This window comes from Streptomyces niveiscabiei (assembly GCF_001419795.1).
Taxonomy (GTDB): domain Bacteria; phylum Actinomycetota; class Actinomycetes; order Streptomycetales; family Streptomycetaceae; genus Streptomyces; species Streptomyces niveiscabiei.
The window spans coordinates 822-23,210 of record NZ_LIRL01000484.1 but is presented as its reverse complement, the minus strand read 5'-3'; the positions used below and the strand labels follow the sequence as shown (position 1 = coordinate 23,210).

Genomic DNA, 22,389 nt, shown 5'->3' with positions numbered 1-22,389 from the left:
CGGTCGTACGCGGTGGGGGTGCCCCCACGCTGCACGTGCCCGAGGATCACCGGCCGCGCCTCCTTGCCGAGCCGCCGCTCCAGCTCGCGCGCGAGCGCCGTACCGATGCCCTGGAAGCGTTCGTGGCCGAACTGGTCGATGGCGCCCTTGCCGTAGTCCATGGAGCCCTCGGCGGGGTGGGCGCCCTCGGCGACGCAGATGACGGCGAACTTCTTGCCGCGCGCGAAGCGCTCCTCGACCATCTTGACGAGGTCGGCGGGGTCGAAGGGCCGCTCGGGGAGGCAGATGCCGTGCGCGCCGGCGGCCATGCCGGATTCGAGGGCGATCCACCCGGCGTGCCGGCCCATGACCTCGACGACCATGACGCGCTGGTGGGACTCGGCGGTGGTCTTCAGGCGGTCCATCGCCTCCGTGGCGACGCCGACGGCGGTGTCGAAGCCGAAGGTGCGGTCGGTGGAGGAGATGTCGTTGTCGATGGTTTTCGGTACGCCGACGACGGGAAGGCCGGCGTCGGACAGCATCCGCGCGGCCGTCAGCGTGCCTTCGCCGCCGATGGGGATGAGCGCGTCGATGCCGAACTCGTGGATCATGTCGGAGGCGTTCTCGCACGCCTCGCGCAGGCGGTCGCGCTCCAGGCGGGACGAGCCGAGGATGGTGCCGCCGAGGGCGAGGATGCCGCTGACGGACTCCAGGTCGAGGGCGCGGTAGCGGCCGTCGAGGAGGCCGGAGTAGCCGTCCTCGAAGCCGATGACCTCGTCGCCGTAGTTGTCGATCGCCCGGTGCACGACCGACCGGATCACTGCGTTCAGGCCGGGGCAGTCGCCGCCCGCTGTGAGTACTCCGATGCGCATCGTGCTGTGTCTCCTGCTCGCTGATGGGTACCGATGAGACTTCTTCGATTCTTTCATGCCGCTGTGTGCACGAAAGAGCCACCACGTCCCCCCGGCCTCCCTGGGCACTGGCGGGCGTCTTATCCAGCGCCGAGGGTATTGTCAAGAGGGTTCTGCTCACCCCTATGGGCGATTTTCGGTGAACCGATCGGGCCGCTCGGAACGATCCCCTCACAAGAGCACGAATCACGGCAGCACAGGACTCACGGCAGCACAGGACCGACAGGAAACGGAGACGACGGGTGACGCGCAGCGTGTACGTGACCGGGATCGACCGCGGCGACGGCCGCCAGGTCGTCGAGCTGGGGGTCATGGAGCTGCTGACCCGCCAGGTGGACCGCGTGGGCGTGTTCCGCCCGCTGGTCCACGACGGCCCGGACCGCCTCTTCGAGCTCCTGCGCGCCCGCTACCGCCTGGCGCAGGACCCGTCGTCGGTGTACGGCATGGACTACCACGAGGCGTCGACGCTCCAGGCCGAGCGGGGCACGGACGAGCTGGTGTCGACGCTGGTGGACCGCTTCCACAAGGTCGCCCGGGAGTACGACGTCGTCCTGGTCCTCGGCACGGACTACGCGGACACCCAGTTCCCGGACGAGCTGTCGCTGAACGCCCGCCTGGCGAACGAGTTCGGCGCCTCGGTGATCCCGGTGGTCGGCGGCCGGCGCCAGACCGCGGAGTCGGTGCGCGCGGAGACCCACAACGCGTTCCGCGCGTACGACGGCCTGGGCTGCGACGTCCTGGCGATGGTTGTGAACAGGGTGGCCCGCGAGGACCGGGACGAGATAGCGGACCGCCTCGCGAACAGGCTCCCGGTGCCGTGTCACGTCCTGCCGGACGAGCCGGCGCTCTCCGCGCCGACGGTCTCCCAGGTGCAGCACGCGCTGGGCGCGCGGGTCTTGCTGGGCGACGACTCGGGGCTCGCCCGCGACGCGCTCGGTTTCGTCTTCGGCGGCGCGATGCTGCCGAACTTCCTCGCTGCCCTGACCCCGGGGTGCCTGGTGGTGACGCCGGGCGACCGCGCGGACCTGGTCGTCGGCGCGCTGGCCGCGCACAGCGCCGGTACCCCGCCGATCGCGGGCGTGCTGCTGACGCTGGACGAGGTGCCGGACGAGCACATCCTGACGCTGGCCGCGCGCCTCGCGCCGGGTACGCCGGTGCTGTCCGTGCGGGGCACCAGCTTCCCGACCGCCGAGCAGCTCTTCTCCCTGGAGGGCAAGCTCGGCGCGGCCACCCCGCGCAAGGCGGAGACGGCGCTCGGCCTGTTCGAGCGGTACGTCGACACCGCCGACCTGCTCACCCGCGTCTCCGCCCCGAGCAGCGACCGCGTGACGCCGATGATGTTCGAGCACAAGCTCCTGGAGCAGGCCCGCTCGGACCGGCGCCGCGTCGTCCTCCCGGAGGGCACGGAGGAGCGCGTCCTGCACGCGGCGGAGGTCCTGCTGCGCCGCGCGGTGTGCGACCTGACGCTCCTGGGCCCGGTCGACCAGATCCGCAAGAAGGCCGCCGACCTGGGCATCGACCTCGGCGACGCCCAGCTGATCGACCCGGCGAAGAGCGAGCTGCGCGACGCCTTCGCCGAGACGTACGCGTCCCTGCGCGCGCACAAGGGCGTGACGGCCGAGCTGGCGTACGACGTCGTCTCGGACGTCAACTACTTCGGCACGCTGATGGTGAAGGAGGGCCTGGCCGACGGCATGGTCTCCGGCTCGGTCCACTCCACGGCGGCGACGATCCGCCCGTCCTTCGAGATCATCAAGACGAAGCCGGACGCGTCGATCGTGTCGTCCGTCTTCTTCATGTGCCTGGCCGACAAGGTCCTGGTGTACGGCGACTGCGCGGTGAACCCCGACCCGGACGCCGAGCAGCTCGCGGACATCGCGATCCAGGCGGCGGCGACGGCGTCGCAGTTCGGTGTGGAACCCCGGATCGCGATGCTGTCGTACTCGACGGGGACGTCCGGTTCGGGCGCGGACGTCGACAAGGTCCGCGCGGCGACCGAGCTGGTGCGCGCGCGCCGGCCCGACCTGAAGATCGAGGGGCCGATCCAGTACGACGCGGCGGTGGAGCCGTCCGTCGCTGCGACCAAGCTGCCCGGTTCGGAGGTGGCGGGGCAGGCGACGGTGCTGATCTTCCCGGACCTCAACACCGGGAACAACACGTACAAGGCGGTGCAGCGGTCGGCCGGCGCGATCGCGGTCGGGCCCGTCCTCCAGGGGCTGCGCAAGCCGGTCAACGACCTGTCCCGGGGCGCGCTGGTCCAGGACATCGTCAACACCGTCGCCATCACGGCGATCCAGGCCCAGACCCCGCTCGCAGAGAAGGCAGCCCAGTGACCGCGACCCGTGTCCTCGTCCTCAACTCCGGCTCCTCGTCGGTCAAGTACCAGCTCCTCGACATGGCCGACGGCAGCCGTCTGGCGACGGGCCTGGTGGAGCGGATCGGCGAGGAGACGTCCCGCCTGAAGCACACGGACCTGACGAGCGACGTCACGCGCGAGCGCACCGGCCCGATCCCGGACCACGGGGCGGCGCTGAAGTCCGTCGCCGAGGAGCTGGCGGCGGACGGCCTGGGCCTCGACTCCCCCGAGCTGGCGGCGATCGGCCACCGCGTGGTGCACGGCGGCCAGACGTTCACGAAGCCGACGGTGATCGACGACGTGGTGCTCGCGGAGATCGAGCGCCTCATCCCGGTCGCCCCGCTGCACAACCCGGCGAACCTGACGGGCATCCGCACGGCCCAGGCGCTGCGCCCGGACCTCCCGCAGGTCGCCGTCTTCGACACGGCGTTCCACACGACGATGCCGGAGTCGGCGGCCCGGTACGCGATCGACGTGGCGACGGCGGACGAGCACCGCATCCGCCGCTACGGCTTCCACGGGACGTCGCACGCGTACGTGTCCCGGGCGACGGCCGAGCTGCTGGGGAAGGCGCCGGAGGAGGTGAACGTGATCGTGCTGCACCTGGGCAACGGGGCGTCGGCGTCCGCCGTGCGGGGCGGGCGGTGCGTGGACACCTCGATGGGGCTGACGCCTTTGGAGGGGCTCGTGATGGGTACGCGTTCCGGTGACCTGGACCCGGCCGTCATCTTCCATTTGGCGCGGGTTGGCGGAATGTCCACGGACGACATCGACACTCTCCTCAACAAGAGGAGTGGGCTCGTCGGGCTCTGCGGCGACAACGACATGCGGGAGATCCGGCGGCGTATCGACGCGGGCGACCAGGCGGCGGAACTCGCCTTCGAGATCTACGTCCACCGTCTGAAGAAGTACATCGGGGCGTATTACGCGGTGCTCGGAAAGGTCGACGCTGTCGCGTTCACGGCCGGGGTCGGGGAGAACGCGGCGGAGGTGCGGGCGGCGGCGCTGGCGGGCCTGGAGGGGCTCGGCCTCGCGGTGGACCCGGCGCGCAACGCCGTACGCGGCGGTGCGGCGCGGCTGATCTCGCCGGAGGGCGCGCGGGTGGCGGTGGCCGTCGTGCCGACGGACGAGGAACTGGAGATAGCGACACAGACGTATGCCGTCGTCGGATCCGGTGCGGGAAATCCGGACCCGTCGGTAGGCAACTGAGCGCGAACCCGCCCATTTGTACATTCCGCCAGACGGAATATTCCGTAGCGAAACAAACCGATAGGATCGACTCATGCGCCGTTCGAAAATCGTCTGTACTCTCGGCCCCGCGGTCGACTCCCACGACCAGCTGGTGTCGCTGATCGAGGCCGGCATGAACGTGGCCCGTTTCAACTTCAGCCACGGCTCCCACGCCGAGCACCAGGGCCGGTACGACCGGGTCCGCGCCGCCTCCAAGGAGGCCGGCCGCGCGATCGGCGTCCTCGCCGACCTCCAGGGCCCCAAGATCCGCCTGGAGACCTTCGCCGAGGGCCCCGTCGAGCTGGTGCGCGGTGACGAGTTCACCATCACCGCCGAGGACGTCCCGGGCGACAAGACGATCTGCGGTACGACGTACAAGGGCCTGCCCGGTGACGTGGCGCCCGGCGACCAGATCCTCATCAACGACGGGAACGTCGAGCTGAAGGTCCTCGCGGTGGACGGGCCCCGGGTCCGGACGACCGTCGTCGAGGGCGGCGTCATCTCCGACCACAAGGGCATCAACCTGCCGGGCGCCGCGGTGAACGTGCCCGCGCTGTCCGACAAGGACATCGAGGACCTGCGCTTCGCGCTGCGCATGGGCTGCGACATGGTCGCGCTGTCCTTCGTCCGCGACGCGAAGGACGTCGCCGACGTCCACCGCGTGATGGACGAGGAGGGGCGCCGCGTCCCCGTCATCGCCAAGGTGGAGAAGCCGCAGGCGGTGGAGAACATGGAGGACGTCGTGATGGCGTTCGACGGCGTGATGGTCGCGCGGGGCGACCTCGCCGTCGAGTACCCGCTCGAGAAGGTCCCCATGGTGCAGAAGCGGCTCATCGAGCTGTGCCGGCGCAACGCGAAGCCGGTGATCGTCGCGACCCAGATGATGGAGTCGATGATCACCAACTCCCGGCCGACCCGCGCGGAGGCGTCCGACGTCGCCAACGCGATCCTCGACGGGGCGGACGCGGTCATGCTGTCCGCCGAGTCCTCCGTCGGCGCGTACCCGATCGAGACCGTCAAGACGATGTCGAAGATCGTCACCGCCGCCGAGCAGGAGCTGCTCTCCAAGGGCCTCCAGCCCCTCGTCCCCGGCAAGAAGCCGCGCACGCAGGGTGGTTCCGTCGCCCGCGCGGCCTGCGAGATCGCCGACTTCCTCGGGGGCCGCGGCCTCGTCGCCTTCACGCAGTCCGGCGACACCGCCCGCCGCCTCTCGCGCTACCGCGCCCAGCAGCCGATCATCGCCTTCACCACCGACGAGAACACCCGCAACCAGCTCACCCTGAGCTGGGGCGTCGAGTCCCACGTGGTCCCCTTCGTCAACAGCACCGACGAAATGGTCGAGATGGTCGACCAGGAGATCGCCAAGATCAACCGCTTCACCCCCGGCGACACGGTCATCATCACCGCCGGCTCCCCTCCCGGCGTCCCCGGCACCACGAACATGCTCCGCGTCCACCACATCGCGGGCACCCCGACGGAGTGATCCCGGCCTGAACGACACTGAGGGCGCCCCCCGTTGGACGGGGGGCGCCCTCAGTGGTTTCAGCCGACGGTCCCCCACCGCGCGGGGAACTCGGGCGGCCAGGGCAGCGAGGCGTCGTACAGAGCCTCCCGATCGCCCATCACCTCGTACTCGGCCTCCCGCCAGCTCGGTCTCCCGCCGACGACGAAGCTGTCTCCGTCGGGCTCCAGCATCCAGGTGTACTCGGCGTCAGCCGCCTCAAGCCTGTGCCTCTCCCGCAGAACGGCGAACTCTTCGGGAGAGGCCCGCCGGACATGGACGCCGTCCCGGTAGAAGGGCTTGAGGAGCATCAGCTCGACATGCCCGATGTACACCTCGACACGAGTCGTGGTCCGGTCGATCGCCAGCGCCTCACTGGCGAGGTAGAGCTGCCGGTGCGACGGATTGAATCCCACGACACGAAACAGCCGACCCTCGCGGACAAGATCCGCCATGCCTGCGCCCTCTCTTCCCGTCACTCCGGTATCGGCTCGCCGTTGCAGAAAGCGCCTCCAGCGCCTCGTCCGCCGTCCTTGCCCCCTGCACACCGTCCAGGGTCACCGCCAGTTCGACATCGGGGTCGGCCACCGCACGTTCGACACCGACGGTCCAGAGGGCACGCACCCCCATTCCCCTGTCCTCCGTCGACTCCGCTCCGGATGCCTTCCTACAGGCGGCCGTTCCGGTCCCGCGCGAACAGCGGGTCCGGTCCGGGTGGTGGTGAGTGCGACGGCCGCGGTCACGGCCAGGACGGCCATGACTCCGGCCGCCTTGCGCAGCGGCCGGTCGAGGAACGTGAACACCCCTCTACAAAATGATCATGAGCCCGACAAAGAGTGATGGCCCGGCTCCCCCGGCGAATTCGAGGAGAACCGGGCCATCACTCGTGTGCGGCTCCCGGAGGGGTTCGGGCGGTCAGGTGATCGACTGCGACATGCCGGGGATGGTCAGGGTGCCGCCGAACTGGCCGGCCTGGGTGACCTTGACGTTGCTGAAGTAGATCCAGGGGATGTTCAGCGGGGGCGGGCTCTTGGGGCTGAAGGTGACCGGGAGCAGGCCGAAGAGGTTGCCGGAGATGCTCTCGGTGTACATGATCGTGTCGCCGCCGGTGATCGTGGACTTGGAGCCCTTCGCGCCCTTGACGTGGTACGTCTTGCCCGCCTGCTTGTCGATGACCGTCTGGTGCAGGTCGTCGATGTCGGTCCCGTCGGAGATGACGTACTTCAGCACCTCCTTGACGGTGCCGTTGGCGGTCTTGACCTTGACGATGCCCTGGTAGTCGGCGCCCTTGAGGGTGAGGCCGCTCGCGTTGAGGTACCAGGGGTCGTCCGGCAGGCGCATCTTGTTGTCGACGCCGCCCACCTCGTCGTCCGTGGCCGCCGGGCAGTCGTCCAGGTTCGTGCTCGCGCTGGGCGAGGGGCTCGGGGAGGCGTCGGCCTCCTTCTCGTCGTCCTTCTCGTCCTTCTTGTCGTCGTCGGACCCGGACGACTCGCTCGCGGACGGCGAGGGGGACGGAGACGCCTTGTCGTCCGCCGCCGGGGACTCCTTCGCGGCGTCCTCGCCGGCCTTCTCCGTCGTCTCCTTCTTCGCGCCCGCACCGCTGTCCGCGCTCGGCGTGGCCGACGGGCTCGGGCTCGCGGACGGCGTGGAGCCGGCGCCGCTGCCGTTGCCCCCGGTGAACACGTCCGTGATCGCGTCCCCGATGGACTCCAGGAGCCCCTTGGACTCCTCGGAACCGGACGCGGGGTCGGAGGCCGACGGCGACGGGCTCGGCGAGGCGGCGGCGCCCCCGCCGGACTCCTCGGTCTTGCCGTCGGAAGCGGACGGCGCCGGGGAGGGCGAGGCCACCTTGTCGTCGGACCCCTTCTCCTCGGACCCGCCCGAACCCTTCTCGCCGGAACCCGAATCCGAGGCCGTCGAGTCCTTCCCGGAAGCCTCGTCCTTCTTCTCGTCGTTCTCGTCCTTCGAGGACTCGCTCGCGGACGGCGAAGGCGACGCGTCCGGGTCCTTCGCCATGGCCTCGACGCAGGCCTGGTACTCCTCGGCCGTCATGCTCTTCGAGGAGGAGACCGGCTGCTGTCCCTCGGCCCGCGCCAGCGTCGACGTGAGTCCCATCCCCACGAGGACCGTCGGCATCGCGGCCAGGGCTATCGCCTTGCCCGCCGGCACGTGCAGCCGCGCGAGCAGCGGCTTCCTGGGGGCCGCGTGGCGCGGTCCGGTTCTCTCCCGAGACGCGTCGGCGTCCACCCCGTGGGTGCCCTCGTCAGTCGGCACTGCGCCTCCCGTTCGCCCCGTTGGCCGGGCTCGTTCCTGACAGGTCCTTCGGCTCGCCGATCTCGCCGCGCGGCTCCGGCACGTCCGCGACGGCCTGCGGCGCCCCGTCGGCGACCGGCTCGCCCTCCTCGGCCACGGCCTCCTCCTGCGGCTTGCCCGGCGCCCACGACACGGCCATCGCGCCACCGAACATGGCGAGCAGGAAGCCCACGACGAAGCCGCCGAAGTTGGAGACCGGGAGGGAGACCAGGGCCAGCAGGATCGCGGCGACACCAGCGAACGTACGGATGTGCTGCTGGAACCAGAGGCTGATCCCCAGGGTGACGAGCAGCACCCCGATGATCAGGGAGCCGGCGCCCGCGGTGGTGGCCATCGCCACCGTCAGATGACCGATCCGCACATGCGCGTACGGGAAGTACATGATCGGAAAACCGCTGAGCATGACGTAGAGGCCCGCCCAGAACGGCCGGGTGCCCCGCCAGACCTTGAACCGCGACCTCCCTCGGGCGAAAAGGCCGGGGTCGGCAGAGATGGCGCTCATGGAAAACAGCTCCCTGGTGCGGCTTTGCTGTGGTGAACGTGGTGTCGCGTTTGCGAGGGGAGTGTGAATTCAGCGAGAGAGTGGGACGGGCGGGAGAGCCCGAAGGCACTCCCGCCCGTCACCTCACGCCTAGAAGCACTCGACGTCGGGGCCCGAACCGAGGGCAAGCTTCATCTTCAGCTTGGGCAACGTGAAGGTTCCGGCAGTGGTCGCCCACGCCGTCTGCTTCACACCGGTCAGCACCGCGGTGTCGGCCTGCTGAGCGAAGCCGTACGGGTTGGCCTGCTCCTTGCCGCCCTTCATGCCGGTGCTCTTGCCACCCTTGTCAGGGTTGCCGGTGTCACCGGCGGCAACACCGATGTCGATGCTCCCGAACTTCGCGCTCGTGGTCTCGAGGTCGGCGACATCGATGAACAGGTTGTCCGCGGACACCTGGTCCTTCTTGTCCGGGCTGTCACCCGCCCTGAGCGTCAGGGTGACCGACCCGATGACCGGGATGTTCGGGGTCACGACCGACTGGCACAGGTTCTTGATCGTCGCCGACTTGAACGACGAGACCGCCACCGGGTGAGAGGCCTTTTGACCGGTGAGGGTGTACCCCGAATCGATCGCGCCGTACTGGCTGAAGCCCTGGCCGTCCAGTTCGTCGGCCTTGACCTTGAACGACTGACCCGAAACGCTGAACGACGCCGCGAGCGCGCCCTGAGCCAGGGCCACGCCTATACACGCCGTGGCGGCGACGCTGGGCACCATCACCACAGCGAACCGCTTCCATCTGGTCCCGCCACGCACCTGGGACTCCATCATTTCCTCCTTCTCGGACGTACATCCCGCTCCGACGAGCCCCGTGGACGGCGGCTCGGACGGGCAGGGATGGGAGAAGTGCTACGTCCTCGGGAAGGGGAGCGCCTGTGCTCGGAAGCGCGAACCGCGCCTGAAATCACCGGCGATCACCCCCGAGCGACTACCACTCGGTCGCGCCTGACACGCATCACGCGCAACCTTGCCGGACAGGCTCCGCCCGCGGGCGAAGACCCCCCTGCCCTCAAGAGCCGGCGACGTCGCCGTCGGCTCTGCCCGGTGGGGACCCATCAGGCCCGTGTCCCGACCGGCTGCCGGGGAACGGGAATGGACCGAGCGTCGCCGATCGTGGTGCATTCTCGCCGCCCGCACAAGGGGGTTCGTTACTGGCTAGTAACGGCCGGATAACCGTCCGACGACCCACAGGTCTCGACCGGCGACCGAGCGCGACATCCTTGCCCAGGACAAATCGCTTGACAGTGGGACAGAGTCCGGCAGACCAACAGCCCCGACTTACTGGAAGTAACAGCGGCCACGTTTACCAAGATTTGGCAAAGCGTGGCCGCAAAAGCGTCCAGCCGACCGAACTTTCACTCCGGTCCCTCGGTACCGGCGGGTTTAGCGACTGGTCAGAACAGCGCCCGGGCCAGCGCCCGCCGCGCCCCCGCGACCCGGGGGTCGTCGGGGCCGATCACCTCGAAGAGTTCGAGCAGCCGGACCCGTACGGCGTCCCGGTCGTCACCGACCGTGCGCCGGACCGTCTCGATGAGCCGCCCGAACGCGTCGTCGACGTGACCGCCCACCAGATCCAGGTCGGCGGCGGCGAGCTGGGCCGCCGCGTCGCCCGGCTTCTCGGCCGCGTCCCGGCGGACGGCCTGCGGGTCGAGGCCCTGGACGCGCTGGAGCAACTCGGCCTGCGCGAGCCCGAGTTTGGCCTCCTCGTTGCCCGGGTCGTCGGCCAGCACGTTCTGGTACGCCCGTACGGCGCCGCCCAGGTCCCCGGCGTCCAGCGCCTCGACGGCGGCGGCGAGCAGACCGTCGTACGGCCCCGCCGGGGCCTCCACCGGCGTCGCGGGGGCCGCGCCGGGCTCCGCGTCCGGGTCGACCGACAGGCCCGTGATGCCGAAGCGCTCCTCGGCGACCTGGACGAGCTGGTCGAGGGTCTGGCGGATCTGCGCCTCGGGGGCGGCGCCCTGGAAGAGGGGGAGCGCCTGGCCCGCGACCACGGCGAAGACGGCCGGGATGCCCTGGATGCCGAACTGCTGCATCAGCATCTGGTTGGCGTCGACGTCGATCTTGGCGAGCAGGATCCTGCCGTCGTACTCGACCGCGAGGCGCTCAAGAATCGGGCTGAGCTGCTTGCAGGGCTGGCACCACTCGGCCCAGAAGTCGATGACGACCGCGACCTCGGCGGACCGCTGGATGACCTGGCTCTCGAACCCGGCCTCGTCGACGTCGATCACGAGGTCGGCCGGGGAGATCGCCCCCGCGCCGCCCTGGCGGGCCGTTTCGGCGCGCGCCTGCTCCGCCTTCGCCTTGGCCTCCTGGGCCGCCTTCACCGCGGCGAGGTCGACGACTCCGCTCATGGACATGTTCCGTGGCTGCATGCGTCTATCCTCCCCCGAGCCGGCGCCTGTGCGAAAAGCGGTCCGTGAGCCTCGTTACGCCGGGGGCGCGTTTGCCCCGGCGGGTTCGCGGGCAGGCGCCCACCGGTCCCACAACCGCCGTAGCTGCCGAAAGCCCGAGCGGTCCGCCGTACGCCGCCGGGTCCCCACCCCGCGTGCCGTCCGGACCTCCGGTCCCGCACCGCTCGCGTACGTCCGTCGCGTGCCGTGCCGGGGCCCTGCCGAGCTTTCGCTACGACCCGTAGCGTAATGCGCGCCGTGCGCCTCGCGGGAGTCCTTCCCGGTGATCTCCCTCACGACTCCACAATCTTCGCCTGGGCCGTTCACAGGGCTCCACCGAATTACGGCGCGGGGGCCGGCCGCCCGGAACCAGCCGCCATGGTCGCCGGAACCGGCCGCTATGGTCGTCCGATGCAGAGCCGCAGCCCCGCCCCCCGCCCGGGCCGTCCGCGCAGCGCCACCGCGGACGCCGCGATCCTGGCCGCGACGCGGGAGGCGCTGGTGGACCTGGGCTGGTCCAAACTCACGCTGGGGGACGTCGCCACCCGGGCCGGCGTCGCGAAAACCACCCTCTACCGCCGCTGGACCGGCAAGAACGAACTCGTCGTCGACGCCGTCGCCGAACTCTTCGACGAACTCCGCCTGCCCGACCGGGGCAGCCTCACCGCGGACATCGAGGGAGTGGTCCTCCAGTTCGCGGCGATCCTGGCGCGGCCGGAGGCCAAGAGCGGGCTGATGGCCGTCGTCGCGGAATCGACCCGGGACGAGGCGCTGCGCGCCCGGATCCGCGGGTCCATCGTCGACCGCCAGAAACGCCTCGTCCTGGAGGGCCGCGCCCGCGCCCAGGCGCGCGGCGAGATCCCCCGCGAGCCCGACAGCGAGCACGCCACGGACACGGCCGACCTCATCTTCGACGTCGTCGCCGGAGCGGTCGTCCACCGCACCCTCGTCAGCGCGGAACCGGTGAACGAGGCATGGGTCCAGAGTTTCGCCCGCCTGCTGCTGGGCGGACTGCCCGCGGCGACGGGAGGCGGGCAGCCGTGAGGGACGCGCGGACGCCCGGTGTCACACCTTGGCAGCGGCCGGCGCCCCCTCGGTCAGCTGGGACTCCAGTTCGTGGCTGACCTTGCGCTCGACGAAGAACGCCGCCGTGGGGATGGTGCCGGCGAGCAGGACCCACAGCTGCTTCTTGACCGGCCACTTCGCCTTGGAGCCGAGGTCGAAGGCGAAGACGAGGTAGATGATGTAGAGCCAGCCGTGCGCGATACCGACGACCGACGTGAAGCCGTCCGCGCCGTCCATCTCGAACACGTACTTGCCGATGACACCGAGGGTCAGCAGGACCAGCAGGACACCGGTGACGTAGGCCATGACGCGGTAGCGGGTCAGCACGCTCTTTTTCATGCGTTCGAGCGTAACCAGCCCGGCGGGCGGATCTTCCTCCGGGTCACTCCTCCTGGAAGTCGCCCGAGGCCACGCGCAGGGGGCGCAGCATGGCGAAGATCTCCGCGCATTCCTCCGCGTCGTAGACGCCGAGGCCGAAGTCCATCGCCATGAGGTCGCGGGTGGCGGTGTCGACGACTTCGCGGCCCTTGTCGGTGATGGACGCGAGGGTGCCGCGGCCGTCGTTGGGGTTGGGGCGTTTGGCGACGAGGCCGGACTTCACCAGGCGGTCGACCGTGTTGGTGACCGAGGTGGGGTGGACCATGAGGCGTTCGCCGATCTTGGACATGGGGAGTTCGCCGGCTCTGGAGAAGTTCAGCAGGACCAGGGCCTCGTAGCGCGCGAACGTCAACCCGTACGGTTTCACCACCGCGTCGACCTCGGCCAGCAGGATCTGCTGGGCCCGCATGATCGAGGTGATCGCGGCCATGGACGGCACGCTCCCCCACCGCTGCTTCCAGAGCTCGTCCGCGCGGGCGATGGGGTCGAAGGGGAGACTGAGGGGCTTCGGCACGGCATCAGACCCTACCCGCCGGTCACATTCTGGTCTGCCACGTCTCACGCACCGGGCCGGGAGCAGCGCCGGGAACAGTGCAGGGAACCGCTTCCTGAGCGATGTTCCCCGGGCGGGCGGCGGTTCGGCTTGGTGGGTCACCTTTTACGCGTTATGCAACGAGGGTCCCCCACCCCCCGTTCGCAGGGAGCGGCATGTCCCGTCCAGCCCACGCACTCGTCGCCCTCGTCGCCCTCGCCCTCCTCTCCCCCACCGCCGCCTGCTCCTCCTCCCCCACGGCCGAGGAGGCGTCGGTGGTGAAACCCCCGAAGCGCGCCGCCGGGAAGAACCCCTTCTGGGTGGACCCCGACAGCAACGCCGCCCGGCAGATCCAGCTGTGGCGGCGCGAGGGCCGCGACTCGGACGCGGAGCTGCTGCGCAGGATCGCCGACCAGCCCGTGGCCCTGTGGCCGGCCGGCGAGATCGACCCCGGCCCTGCGGTGACCGCGGCGACGGCCGCGGCGTCCCGCGACGGCCGTACGGCGCTGTTCGTCGCGTACGACATCCCCCACCGCGACTGCGGCCAGCACTCGGCGGGCGGCGCGGCGGACGGCGGCGCCTACCTCGCGTGGATCGGCAGGTTCGCCTCGGCGATCGGGGACGCGAAGGCGCTGGTGGTCCTGGAGCCGGACGCGGTCGCGCACATCGTGGACGGGTGTACGCCGGGTGAGTACCACGACGAGCGCGAGCAGCTGCTGGCGGCGGCGATCACCCGGCTGAAGCAACAGCCGGGTACGAAGGTGTACTTGGACGCCGGCAACCCGTCCTGGATCCGCGAGCCCGGAAAGCTGGTCGAGCCGCTGAAGCGGTCCGGCGTCGACGCGGCCGACGGCTTCGCCCTGAACGTCTCCAACTTCCAGCCGGACGACGCGGTCAAGCGCTACGGCCTCGACCTCTCCGCCCAACTGGGCGGAAAACACTTCGTGGTCGACACCAGCCGCAACGGCAACGGCCCGCTCCCGGGGGTGTGGTGCAACCCTCCGGGGCGGGCCCTGGGCACCCGGCCGACCACCGAAACCGGGGAACCCGCTCTGGATGCCTACCTGTGGATCAAGCGGCCGGGTGAGTCGGACGGCACCTGCGAGGGCGGCCCGGACGCGGGCCAGTGGTGGCCGGCGTACGCGTTGGAACTGGCGCGCAACTCGCGGTGAATTCCGCTCACTTGACCTGGATCCACTTCGCCTCCGACGGTGTCCCCGCCGCGTCCGTCGCGAACAGCATGTACCAGCCGGGCGGCACCAGCGCGGGGTCGTCCGGGACGGTGAACGTGACGGCCCGCCCCTCCTTCGTCAACTCCAGCGCGATGGACCGCTGTTCGACGTCGGTGGTGTGGGTGACGGCGCTGGGCCGCATCAGCCGGGCGGAGACGATCCGCTCGGGACGGTCGGTGCGGTAGGTGACCTTGCGGTCGTCGGGCAGCAGCCCGGGGCCGTCGTCGAGGACGGGCCGGTCCTTGCCGTTCTTGTGCAGCGCGGGCGGCGTGAAGACCTCCATGCGCTGCTCGAAGTGCCCGAGTTTCGTGTTCTGTTGATCGTCGTAGAGAGGATCGGAGCCGAAGGTCGCGACCCGCCCGTCGGGCAGCAGCAGGGCCTCGGAGTGGTAGTTGCGGCCGACGACGGGTTCGGCGGCCTCCCGGAAGACGTTGCCCTTGGGGTCGTAGAACTGCGCCTTGAGGATGTTGCTGGCGCTGCGCCCCCGGTAGTCGGAGGAGCCGTTGGAGGTGAAGACGGTGTCGTCCGGCATGATGACGCTGTTCAAGTACCGGGTCCCTTGCGGCAGGTTGGGCCCGTCCTTGAAGACCGGGTTGTCCTCCTTGAGGTCCACCACGGCCGTCCGGGACGTCGACTTCTTCGACTCCCCCACTCCCCCGCCCCCGAGGATCATCACCTTCTGGTCCTGCGCCGGAGGCAGCAGCACGGACGCCGAAGTCTCCGTCGCGTCCGCGTCCTTGAGCCCCGGCACCTTCCGGAACGTGTTGGTCTTCAGGTCCCAGAGCCCCGGCTCGCGCCCCTGGTCGGCGGGCCCGTACCCGGCGTTGGAGGCGGGGTAGAACAGCTTCCCGCCCTTGGTGAGGAACAGCGCCGGATAGGTGGGGAAGTACCGCTTGGGCCCCGGCGTCCACTTCTTGGTGCGCGGGTCGTAGATCTCGTTGTCCCCGGGGTCGACCACGCCGACGTCGTCGAGCCCGGAGACCGCGAGGACGCGCCCGTCGTCGAGCCCGACGAGCGTCGGGTACCAGCGGGCCTTGGCCATCGGGTCGACGGGGACGTACCGCTCGGCGACGGGGTCGAACTCGTAGGCGGCGCGGATGCCTTGGAAGTCCTGCTTGTCGAGGGTGATCTTCTCGCTGAGCCCGTACGTGTTGTCCGCGTCCTTGCCGGTGAGCCCGACGATCTCGTACTGGGCACGCTTCTCGGTGACGGACATGGGCCCGCTCTCGGCGGCCTCGACGAAGACGCGGACCTCGCTCGCGGTGACCCGCGTCTGCCAGGGCTGCATGACGCCGCGCCGGTTGTACGTCACCTTGAAGTCGCGTTTGGCCTTGGGCACGGTGACGTCGAACTTGCTGACGTACTCGACGCCGGACGGCGAGCGGAAGCGGGTGCCCTTCTTGAGGACCATGGGTTTGTCGGGGTTCTCGTTCTTGACGCGCATCCCGCCCGCGGCCCGCCGGACCTCGCCGTCGAGGAGTTCGTAGCGGGCCGTCCCGCCCGCCACCAAGAGCCGCCCGTCGGGGAGTTGGGCGTGCCCGGAGCAGAAGAAGTCCTCCGGGGTGGGGATCTTCTTGAAGGTGTTCGCCTTCGGGTCCCACAGCACCGTGTCGAAGGACCCGGCGTCGAACTTCTTCTGCTCGTTGCCGGACCCGGCGACGATGAGGACCTTCCCGGTGTGCAGCAGCGCCGCGTGGATCGCGTTGGTGCGGTACTGCTCGGGGATGTCGACCTGGGCCCAACTGCCGTACTTGGCCCGGTACTCGGGCTGGGCGATCTTGTACGCGTGGTACTGCTCGCCGACGAAGTCCAGCGCGGCGGGCGCGTTCAGGCTCGCGAGGATGGCGACGCCGCCGATGCCCAGGACGGTCTTCTTGGTCTTCTGCGGGAAGGCCATGGCTAGTTGCCTCCTGTCGGGGTGCCGGAGACGGGGGCGAGGGCGGGTTCGACGGCGGGTGCCTCTGCCACCAGAGAGCTACGGGTACGGGGCCGGGTGAGCCGCTCCCGCACCCCCGTGCCGATCCACACCGCGAGCGGCGCCAGGGAGATCGCCGTCGCGAGGACCGCCCAGGTGCGCATGGCGACGTGGGTGTGGCCGAGGACGGCGGAGGCGGCGAGGGACGCGATGAGGACGGCCGCCCAGAAGAGGTGGATGCGGAACGTCATGAGCCGGTCGGCGCTGACGCCCGCGCCCTTCGGGGTGACGACGAACCGGCTGGGGCGGCGCAGCAGGGCCGCGCCGAAGGACTTGAGGTAGATCGGCGCGGAGAGGGCCGACATGCCCATCCCGGCGAGCCCGCCGGAGCCCTCGGGTTCGTGCGGGGAGACGTTGTGGCGCCGGTTCCAGAGGTACAGGCCGATCTGGAGGGCGGCGGCGTCGCTGTACAGCATCAGCCACACGGACGCGGCGACCTGGGTGCCGGACGCGCCGAACCACAGGAACAGCACGCAACTCACCATGCCGAGCAGCCAGTTGACGGCCGTCATCGGGTAGTAGACCAGCATCATCGTGTACGAGAACAGCCGCCCCGGAGGCATCGTGAACGGCGCCTTCCAGTACTGCTTGAACAGCGTCTCGTAGGTCCCGCGCGACCACCGCATCTGCTGCGTGAAGAAGTCCGTCCAGGACGCGGGGCCCTCTCCGACGGCCAGCACGTCCGGCGTGTACACCGACCGCCACTTGCGCCCGGTCGCCGGGTTGCGCCGCCGGTGCAGTTCGAACCCGGTCGCCATGTCCTCGGTGATCGAGTCGTACAGCCCGCCGATCTGCTTCACGGCCGCGATCCGTACGACGTTGTTGGTGCCGACGAACATCGGCGCCCGGTAGCGGTTGCCCGCGCGCTGGATCAGCGCGTGGAAGAGGAACTGCTGCGACTCGGCGGCCTTCGTCACCGGATGGTGGTAGTTCCCGTACACCTGGGGTCCTACGACGAACGCGACGTCCGGGTCCCGGAAGTAGCCCATCATCCGTTCGAGGTAGTCCGGGTGGGGTACGTGGTCGGTGTCGACGGAGGCGAAGAAGTCGTACTCGTCGCCGTGCGCGGCGATCCAGGCGTTGTAGTTGCCGTGCTTGGTCCGCGCCTTGTGCACCCCCTTGGCCCGGTTCCACTCCGGAACACCCTTGCGCGTGAAGTGCCGCACCCCCAGCTCCGCGCAGAGCGCCTTGGCCTGCCCGTCGTCCCCCTCGTCGAGGAGCCACACGTCCAGGGGCCCTCGGTGGTGGATCCGTACGGCGCCTTCGAGGGTCGCCCGCACCATCGCGAGGGGCTCCCGGCCGGGCACGTACGTCGTCAGGAACGCGACGCGGGTACCGCTCTCCGGTATGACGGGTACGGGGTCCCGGGCGACCAGGGTCGCGTGCGCCACCGACGCGACGTTGACGACCATGAACAGCTCGATCAGGCCGATCGCTATGAGCATCGCGATGTCGAGGCCGACCATCCACTCGTCCCCGCCCTCGCGCTCCACCCAGTGGCTGGGCCACACGAGATACACGAGCAGCAGCGCCGTCAGCACCGGCGCGAGGCTCATCAGCAGGATGGCGCGTATTCGGTGGGGCTCGCGGGAGAGCAGCGATATGTACTGCACCCGGTACGACGCGGCCGGCTCCGTGAGCGGCCCGGCCAGCCTGCTGTGGGTGTCGTAGTCGTAGCCCTCAGGCCGCACAACGCCCTCCAAGAAGTGGGAGTGGTCGAGGCCCGGGGGTTCGTGCTGACGTGGTTCGTGCCGCGCCGAACCCGATGGGCCGATACCCACACGAAAATGGACATATCGGACACTGTCGAACGGGGTGGGGCCAGGCGGGTGGGAGTTACGCCCAACGGTGGGACTTTCACCGAACGGGGGACCAGCTCACCAGCGAACACAGAAAAACCCCGTCCGTACGCCGTGAAGAGACGCACGGGCAGGGCCGTTGCCGAGGTGCACCGATCAGGGCGACACAGTCTCCGAGCCGTCGCGGGCTCGCAGGTCGGCCAGCCTCCTTTGGTACAGCGGGCCGACCGCGTGCGCTCCCCGCGCTTCACTCGGCGTGGACTGCTCGATCAGGTGGTGCGCCACAGCCTTGAGATACGCCGACCACGCCAGTACGTGTTGCTGAGCGGGACGACCACATTCCTGAGGCTCACCGGGAAGACACAGCGGAAGTCCCGGGCTCAGCTTGTTCGCCGCGTGCCGAACATAGCGAGCGATCATCGCCCATTCCTCTTCGGTCCGATGCACTGCGGTGCTGTTGCTCTCCCAGCCCCACGGCCCGAAGTCGTCTCCGTGGTCGTCCATGTGCGCGCTCCTGATCATCGAGGCGAACTAAACAGGCGTGCCGAGCGTAGCCGGGTTGTCAGCCTCACTGGGGTCACAGTGACCTACAGACGGCGGCCACGGGCCGCAGGGGCCGCACATGGGCAGGAACTGAGGGGGTGTGCAGGACTGTGCTCCATCGCCCAGGACAGCGCGGATCTCCGCCAGCACCTCTCCCATGCGGGGGCCGCCCCAGACTTCGGACAGGGGCGATTCCCGTACGTTCCCGATGGACAGGAAGCGCCCGAGAACACAGGGCCACACGTTGCCGTCCGGACCGATCGCGCACTTCTCGTGAGCACAGTGGCCGCAGAGATCAGCGACGGTCGGCGCCGCTCCGTTGCCTCCCCGGCCAAAGGCGCGGATACGGTCTGCGCCGACCTGTTCGACTCCGAGGCTCAGCAAATCCTGTGTCGCTTCGAACACGCGCTGTCCGGTCTGCACGGCGACGACTCCGCCCCGGATCTGAACACCGAGGCTCAGCGCCTTTTCGATGTTGGCCCGGGTACGTTTGTGGGAGCCTCGGAGGTTGGTCACGGCGTCGTGCTTCTCAGCGCTGTCGGAGTAGTACGAGGTGGCCATCTTCACTTCGCACTCGCGGATCACGTCCCACAGTTCAGCGCGGATGTGGGTCATGTTCGAGAAGATCTCGACGGACAGACCGGACGCGTGCGCGTGCCGGATCAGCGCGGGGAGGTACGGATACAAGGTCGGTTCCCCGCCGATGAACTGAACGTCACACGCACCGATTTCGGAGAGTTCCGAGATGACGCGCACCCAGTCCTTCACGGTCATGGTTCCGTGCGTCCCCTTGGGCCCGCTGTCCGCGTAGCAGTGGTCACAGAATTCGTTGCAGAGCCCTGTCACCTCTAACCACGCGAAGGTGAGCGGGTTTTCAGCAACGGCCATCCTGTCCTCCTTACAGGTTGGGTTGGACCGGAAAAGACCCCGCCCGCCGGTCTCGGGGGAATGACACAGCGGGCGGGGTCGTTTGAGGGTGGATCAGGCGGTGAACCGGACCACGGCCCACGCCACGACGAGGGTCCACACGGCCGCGGCCAGAACAACCACGACGGTGCACACGGCCCTCATGCGAGTTCCAGCGCGGACGGCCGCGCGTTCCACTCGATACCGCCGCGTTCGGGCCGTACCCATGCCATGAGAATCGGCTTCTGGTATGCGGGAAGCTGGTTCTCGTCCACGTCCTCGCAGATGGCCATGAGGACGCCGGTACGCACGCCGTCCGTGACGGTCTTCCCGATGTGCTCAGCGGTCACCATGGGCCGCCTCCCGCTTGCAGTCGGGACAGTTCTCGTAGGGGCAGGGGGCGAAAGCCGGCGTGGGGAGTTCGACCTCACCGGTCCGGACGTTGCGGACACCGCCATACTCGGTTCGCCAGTCCGTCAGCGGCGACGCGTCTGCCTCTTCCGTGCCGTCCAGGAGCCGGACGAGCTGAGGCTGACCAAGGGCGCTCACGCGGGCGTTGGGCCACCTCACGGGGTCACCTCGCTGTGCGCCTCAGCCGCGTGGCGCTTCCACAACACGGCCGCGTCACTGGCGGCCGAGGGGTCGTAGTCGTTGCTCAGCTCGCCGTTCTCCGTCTTCCGGACCATGCGCCTGAACCACTCGCCCACGTACGCCTCGCAATCGGCACAGTCGCCGATGATCTCGGGCTTGATGAAGTCCTGGGGGTACGGCTGTTCGGGCTTTTCGCTTGTACCGTTGGGCACTGTCGTCAACCTCCACGTGGTTGGTGGCCATGCCCCCGGCCGGTCGCACGGTGCGGGGGCCTTTGCGTCGTCCCACGCTTCTCTTCAGCGACCTGCAACACCACAGCGTCTTCACCGCATTTGAACCGCACTTTGACCGCGCCGGGTAACCTGACCAGGGAGGATGTCAAGCCGGACGGAGAACGGGCATGGCAGGCAGGCGGACCCAGCTAGCCGCACGCCGCAAGGCACGCGGTTTCACTCAAGAAAGCTTCGCTGAGGAGCTGAGGGTGGCTACCAGCACGGTGCAGCGGTGGGAAAGCGGCGTAGGTGATCCGCAGCCACACCAACGACCCAAAATCGCGAAGCTTCTAGAGGTCACTTCAAAAGATCTCGAAGAACTCCTTACGCTCGATGTGCGACCTGTCGAAACTGTCGGCTCATGGACTTCCAACGCTGAACCCCAAGATGACGAGATGGAAGCTTGGGAATTGGCCCGTCGAGTCCAGGCAAGCGATGTAGGGCGGGAGACCCTGATTCGACTTGAGCGTTCGTTTGACGAGTTGGCCATGGCCTATCCGACGACGCCACCGCAAGTACTACTAGACAAATCTAGGCGCCATATCTCTTACGTAGCGCATCTACTTGACGGAAAAAAGACGCTCTCCGAACACCGGAGACTTCTCCTGGTCGGCGGATGGTTCTCGCTTTTTGCAGCCACTCTGCATATCGATCTGAAGGACGATGCTGCTGCCGTGGCCCGCCTTCAGACAGCGGTGGCTCTTTCAAGAGAAGCCGAGCATCCGGAGATCGAAGCTTGGTGCTTCGAAACGAATGCTTGGCGCGTACTCACGGATGGAGATTACAACCGTGCAGTTGAGCTTTCTCGAATCGCGCAATCAATTGCCCCTCCTGGAACTTCAGCCCTGATCCAAGCCACAGCCCAAGAGGGGCGAGCGCAGGCCCGTTTGTGTAATCGCACTGAAACCTACACCGCAATCAACCGGGTACAAGCCCTATCCGATTCGCTGGGTTCCCCCCTTCACCCGAAGGAGCATCACTACCAGTACGACCCAGCGAAAGCCCTCTCGTACACGGCTACCACTCTTGCCTGGCTTGGTGATTCAGCAGCAGAGCCTTACGCGCGAGAAGTGATCACTCAATTGAGTCCGTCCGGCGATTTCCTGAAATGGCCCCGTAGGGTAGCCTCGGCGAATATCGATCTCGCGCTTGTCTTGTTGAACGAGAATCGTCTTGACGAAGCGTGCGACGCAGTCCAGAAAGCCATACTAAGTGGCCGTGTCGTCCCTTCAAATCACTGGCGTGCGTTGGAAGTCGTTGCCGCTGTAGAACGCCGATCCCTACCAGAGGCGAAAGACCTTCGCGAAGCATACGAAGGCCTGAATAATTAAATTTCCATTCCAGGGAGAACGTTGCGCAAAGAGCATGTGCGCTTGGTCGGCTGCCTGACCACATAGCCACGCATGGCGAGGCGTTGAGACTGCCGCAACTCACCGCTCCTGCCGCGAAGTTCGCCGCAAATACTGCCGCACAGCCCGCTGAGAAATCGGCCCCAGCTCCTCCAACGCCCCCACCAGCAACCCCAGTTGCTCCAGCGCACCCAACGCCGATGCCGCGCCCTCCCCGTCCACCCCCTCGTACAGCTCGATCCCCACGAACGAAGCGGCCACTGCCCGCGCCAGCCCCGCAGGGTCCGTGAACTCGCCGAACGGCGTCCCCCCGAGCACTCGCCGCAGCACCTTCTCGATCTCGACGATCCACAGGTCGAGGCCCGCGGCCGTGGCCGGCCCGAGGGCGGGGTGTGTCTGCGCGCCCGCGAGCAGCTGTCCCAGTCGGGCGACGTGCCCGAACTCCTGTTCGGCCGCGTGGATCTCCCGCCCCAGCGCGAGGAGTCCGGACAGCGACTCCACCTCCTCGAACCGCTCCCGGTACCGGGAG

The 22,389-nt window shown here is 68.8% G+C and carries 22 protein-coding genes and 1 pseudogene; 6 read left to right on the top strand and 17 right to left on the bottom strand.

Annotation, left to right across the window (positions count from 1 at the left end):
* Positions 1 to 851: ATP-dependent 6-phosphofructokinase (locus tag AOK24_RS23285; protein WP_055722012.1), on the bottom strand; the 851-nt coding region annotated here is incomplete at its 3' end.
* 281 nt (positions 852 to 1,132) lie between these two features.
* On the opposite strand from AOK24_RS23285, the gene pta reads away from it, so the two are divergent.
* The 3 genes from pta (at position 1,133) to pyk (ending at position 5,959) form a co-directional block, all read left to right on the top strand.
* Positions 1,133 to 3,223 carry a phosphate acetyltransferase gene (gene pta, locus AOK24_RS23280; protein ID WP_055722011.1) on the top strand — a complete coding sequence of 697 codons (2,091 nt, stop codon included), beginning with the start codon at positions 1,133 to 1,135 and terminating at the stop codon, positions 3,221 to 3,223.
* Positions 3,220 to 4,455 carry an acetate kinase gene (locus AOK24_RS23275; protein ID WP_055722010.1) on the top strand — a complete coding sequence of 412 codons (1,236 nt, stop codon included), beginning with the start codon at positions 3,220 to 3,222 and terminating at the stop codon, positions 4,453 to 4,455. The genes pta and AOK24_RS23275 overlap by 4 nt, the downstream gene beginning before the upstream one ends.
* A gap of 73 nt (positions 4,456 to 4,528) precedes the next feature.
* A complete protein-coding gene (gene pyk / locus AOK24_RS23270; RefSeq protein ID WP_055722009.1) occupies positions 4,529 to 5,959 on the top strand; it encodes a pyruvate kinase in 1,431 nt (476 codons plus the stop codon).
* 59 nt (positions 5,960 to 6,018) lie between these two features.
* Here pyk and AOK24_RS23265 read toward each other — a convergent pair whose 3' ends face one another.
* From AOK24_RS23265 to AOK24_RS23245, 6 genes and pseudogenes are all read right to left on the bottom strand, one after another.
* Positions 6,019 to 6,432, bottom strand: coding sequence for a hypothetical protein (locus tag AOK24_RS23265; protein WP_055722008.1), 414 nt, complete (start codon positions 6,430 to 6,432; stop codon positions 6,019 to 6,021).
* Positions 6,350 to 6,637, bottom strand: a pseudogene (locus AOK24_RS51035) (polymorphic toxin type 27 domain-containing protein); the annotation flags it as partial. The gene AOK24_RS23265 and the pseudogene AOK24_RS51035, both read right to left, overlap by 83 nt.
* 255 nt (positions 6,638 to 6,892) lie before the next feature.
* Positions 6,893 to 8,251, bottom strand: coding sequence for a hypothetical protein (locus AOK24_RS23260; RefSeq protein WP_055722007.1), 1,359 nt, complete (start codon positions 8,249 to 8,251; stop codon positions 6,893 to 6,895).
* Positions 8,241 to 8,792, bottom strand: coding sequence for a DUF6114 domain-containing protein (locus AOK24_RS23255; RefSeq protein ID WP_055722006.1), 552 nt, complete (start codon positions 8,790 to 8,792; stop codon positions 8,241 to 8,243). Before AOK24_RS23255 ends, AOK24_RS23260 begins: the two co-directional genes overlap by 11 nt.
* A gap of 129 nt (positions 8,793 to 8,921) precedes the next feature.
* Positions 8,922 to 9,596: a DUF6230 family protein gene (locus AOK24_RS23250; protein ID WP_055722014.1), complete on the bottom strand. Its 675-nt coding sequence runs from the start codon at positions 9,594 to 9,596 to the stop codon at positions 8,922 to 8,924.
* Positions 9,597 to 10,222: 626 nt separating this feature from the next.
* Positions 10,223 to 11,200: a tetratricopeptide repeat protein gene (locus AOK24_RS23245; protein WP_055722005.1), complete on the bottom strand. Its 978-nt coding sequence runs from the start codon at positions 11,198 to 11,200 to the stop codon at positions 10,223 to 10,225.
* 429 nt (positions 11,201 to 11,629) lie between these two features.
* On the opposite strand from AOK24_RS23245, the gene AOK24_RS23240 reads away from it, so the two are divergent.
* Positions 11,630 to 12,262 carry a TetR/AcrR family transcriptional regulator gene (locus tag AOK24_RS23240; RefSeq protein WP_055722004.1) on the top strand — a complete coding sequence of 211 codons (633 nt, stop codon included), beginning with the start codon at positions 11,630 to 11,632 and terminating at the stop codon, positions 12,260 to 12,262.
* A gap of 21 nt (positions 12,263 to 12,283) precedes the next feature.
* Here the strand turns inward: AOK24_RS23240 and AOK24_RS23235 are convergent, their stop codons facing one another.
* The gene (locus AOK24_RS23235) at positions 12,284 to 12,622 is read right to left on the bottom strand and encodes a DUF3817 domain-containing protein (RefSeq protein ID WP_055722003.1); all 339 of its coding nucleotides are present in this window, start codon (positions 12,620 to 12,622) and stop codon (positions 12,284 to 12,286) included.
* 43 nt (positions 12,623 to 12,665) lie between these two features.
* Positions 12,666 to 13,175, bottom strand: a complete 510-nt coding sequence (locus tag AOK24_RS23230) for a MarR family winged helix-turn-helix transcriptional regulator (protein ID WP_055722002.1) — start codon at positions 13,173 to 13,175, stop codon at positions 12,666 to 12,668.
* 194 nt (positions 13,176 to 13,369) lie between these two features.
* On the opposite strand from AOK24_RS23230, the gene AOK24_RS23225 reads away from it, so the two are divergent.
* Complete coding sequence (locus tag AOK24_RS23225; protein ID WP_055722001.1) at positions 13,370 to 14,365, top strand: glycoside hydrolase family 6 protein; 996 nt, start codon at positions 13,370 to 13,372, stop codon at positions 14,363 to 14,365.
* 7 nt (positions 14,366 to 14,372) lie between these two features.
* Here the strand turns inward: AOK24_RS23225 and glxA are convergent, their stop codons facing one another.
* From glxA to AOK24_RS23195, 7 genes are all read right to left on the bottom strand, one after another.
* Positions 14,373 to 16,322, bottom strand: a complete 1,950-nt coding sequence (glxA, locus tag AOK24_RS23220) for a radical copper oxidase GlxA (protein ID WP_055722000.1) — start codon at positions 16,320 to 16,322, stop codon at positions 14,373 to 14,375.
* Positions 16,323 to 16,324: 2 nt separating this feature from the next.
* The gene (locus AOK24_RS23215; protein ID WP_055721999.1) at positions 16,325 to 18,091 is read right to left on the bottom strand and encodes a glycosyltransferase family 2 protein; all 1,767 of its coding nucleotides are present in this window, start codon (positions 18,089 to 18,091) and stop codon (positions 16,325 to 16,327) included.
* A gap of 264 nt (positions 18,092 to 18,355) precedes the next feature.
* Positions 18,356 to 18,703 carry a hypothetical protein gene (locus AOK24_RS23210; protein ID WP_055721998.1) on the bottom strand — a complete coding sequence of 116 codons (348 nt, stop codon included), beginning with the start codon at positions 18,701 to 18,703 and terminating at the stop codon, positions 18,356 to 18,358.
* Between the two features lie 27 nt (positions 18,704 to 18,730).
* Complete coding sequence (locus tag AOK24_RS23205) at positions 18,731 to 19,630, bottom strand: radical SAM/SPASM domain-containing protein (RefSeq protein WP_079056947.1); 900 nt, start codon at positions 19,628 to 19,630, stop codon at positions 18,731 to 18,733.
* A 179-nt stretch (positions 19,631 to 19,809) separates the two neighbouring features.
* Positions 19,810 to 20,001 carry a hypothetical protein gene (locus AOK24_RS23200; RefSeq protein WP_055721997.1) on the bottom strand — a complete coding sequence of 64 codons (192 nt, stop codon included), beginning with the start codon at positions 19,999 to 20,001 and terminating at the stop codon, positions 19,810 to 19,812.
* Positions 19,988 to 20,218, bottom strand: a complete 231-nt coding sequence (locus tag AOK24_RS46245) for a hypothetical protein (RefSeq protein ID WP_079056946.1) — start codon at positions 20,216 to 20,218, stop codon at positions 19,988 to 19,990. The genes AOK24_RS23200 and AOK24_RS46245 overlap by 14 nt, the downstream gene beginning before the upstream one ends.
* Entirely contained in the window at positions 20,215 to 20,451 is a 237-nt protein-coding gene (locus AOK24_RS23195; RefSeq protein WP_055721996.1) for a hypothetical protein, read from the bottom strand. The genes AOK24_RS46245 and AOK24_RS23195 overlap by 4 nt, the downstream gene beginning before the upstream one ends.
* A gap of 188 nt (positions 20,452 to 20,639) precedes the next feature.
* Here AOK24_RS23195 and AOK24_RS46240 point away from each other — a divergent pair, with 188 nt between their 5' ends.
* Positions 20,640 to 21,842, top strand: a complete 1,203-nt coding sequence (locus AOK24_RS46240; protein WP_079056945.1) for a helix-turn-helix transcriptional regulator — start codon at positions 20,640 to 20,642, stop codon at positions 21,840 to 21,842.
* A gap of 99 nt (positions 21,843 to 21,941) precedes the next feature.
* Here the strand turns inward: AOK24_RS46240 and AOK24_RS23190 are convergent.
* A partial coding sequence (locus tag AOK24_RS23190; RefSeq protein ID WP_240554070.1) for a TetR/AcrR family transcriptional regulator occupies positions 21,942 to 22,389 on the bottom strand: 448 nt, incomplete at its 5' end.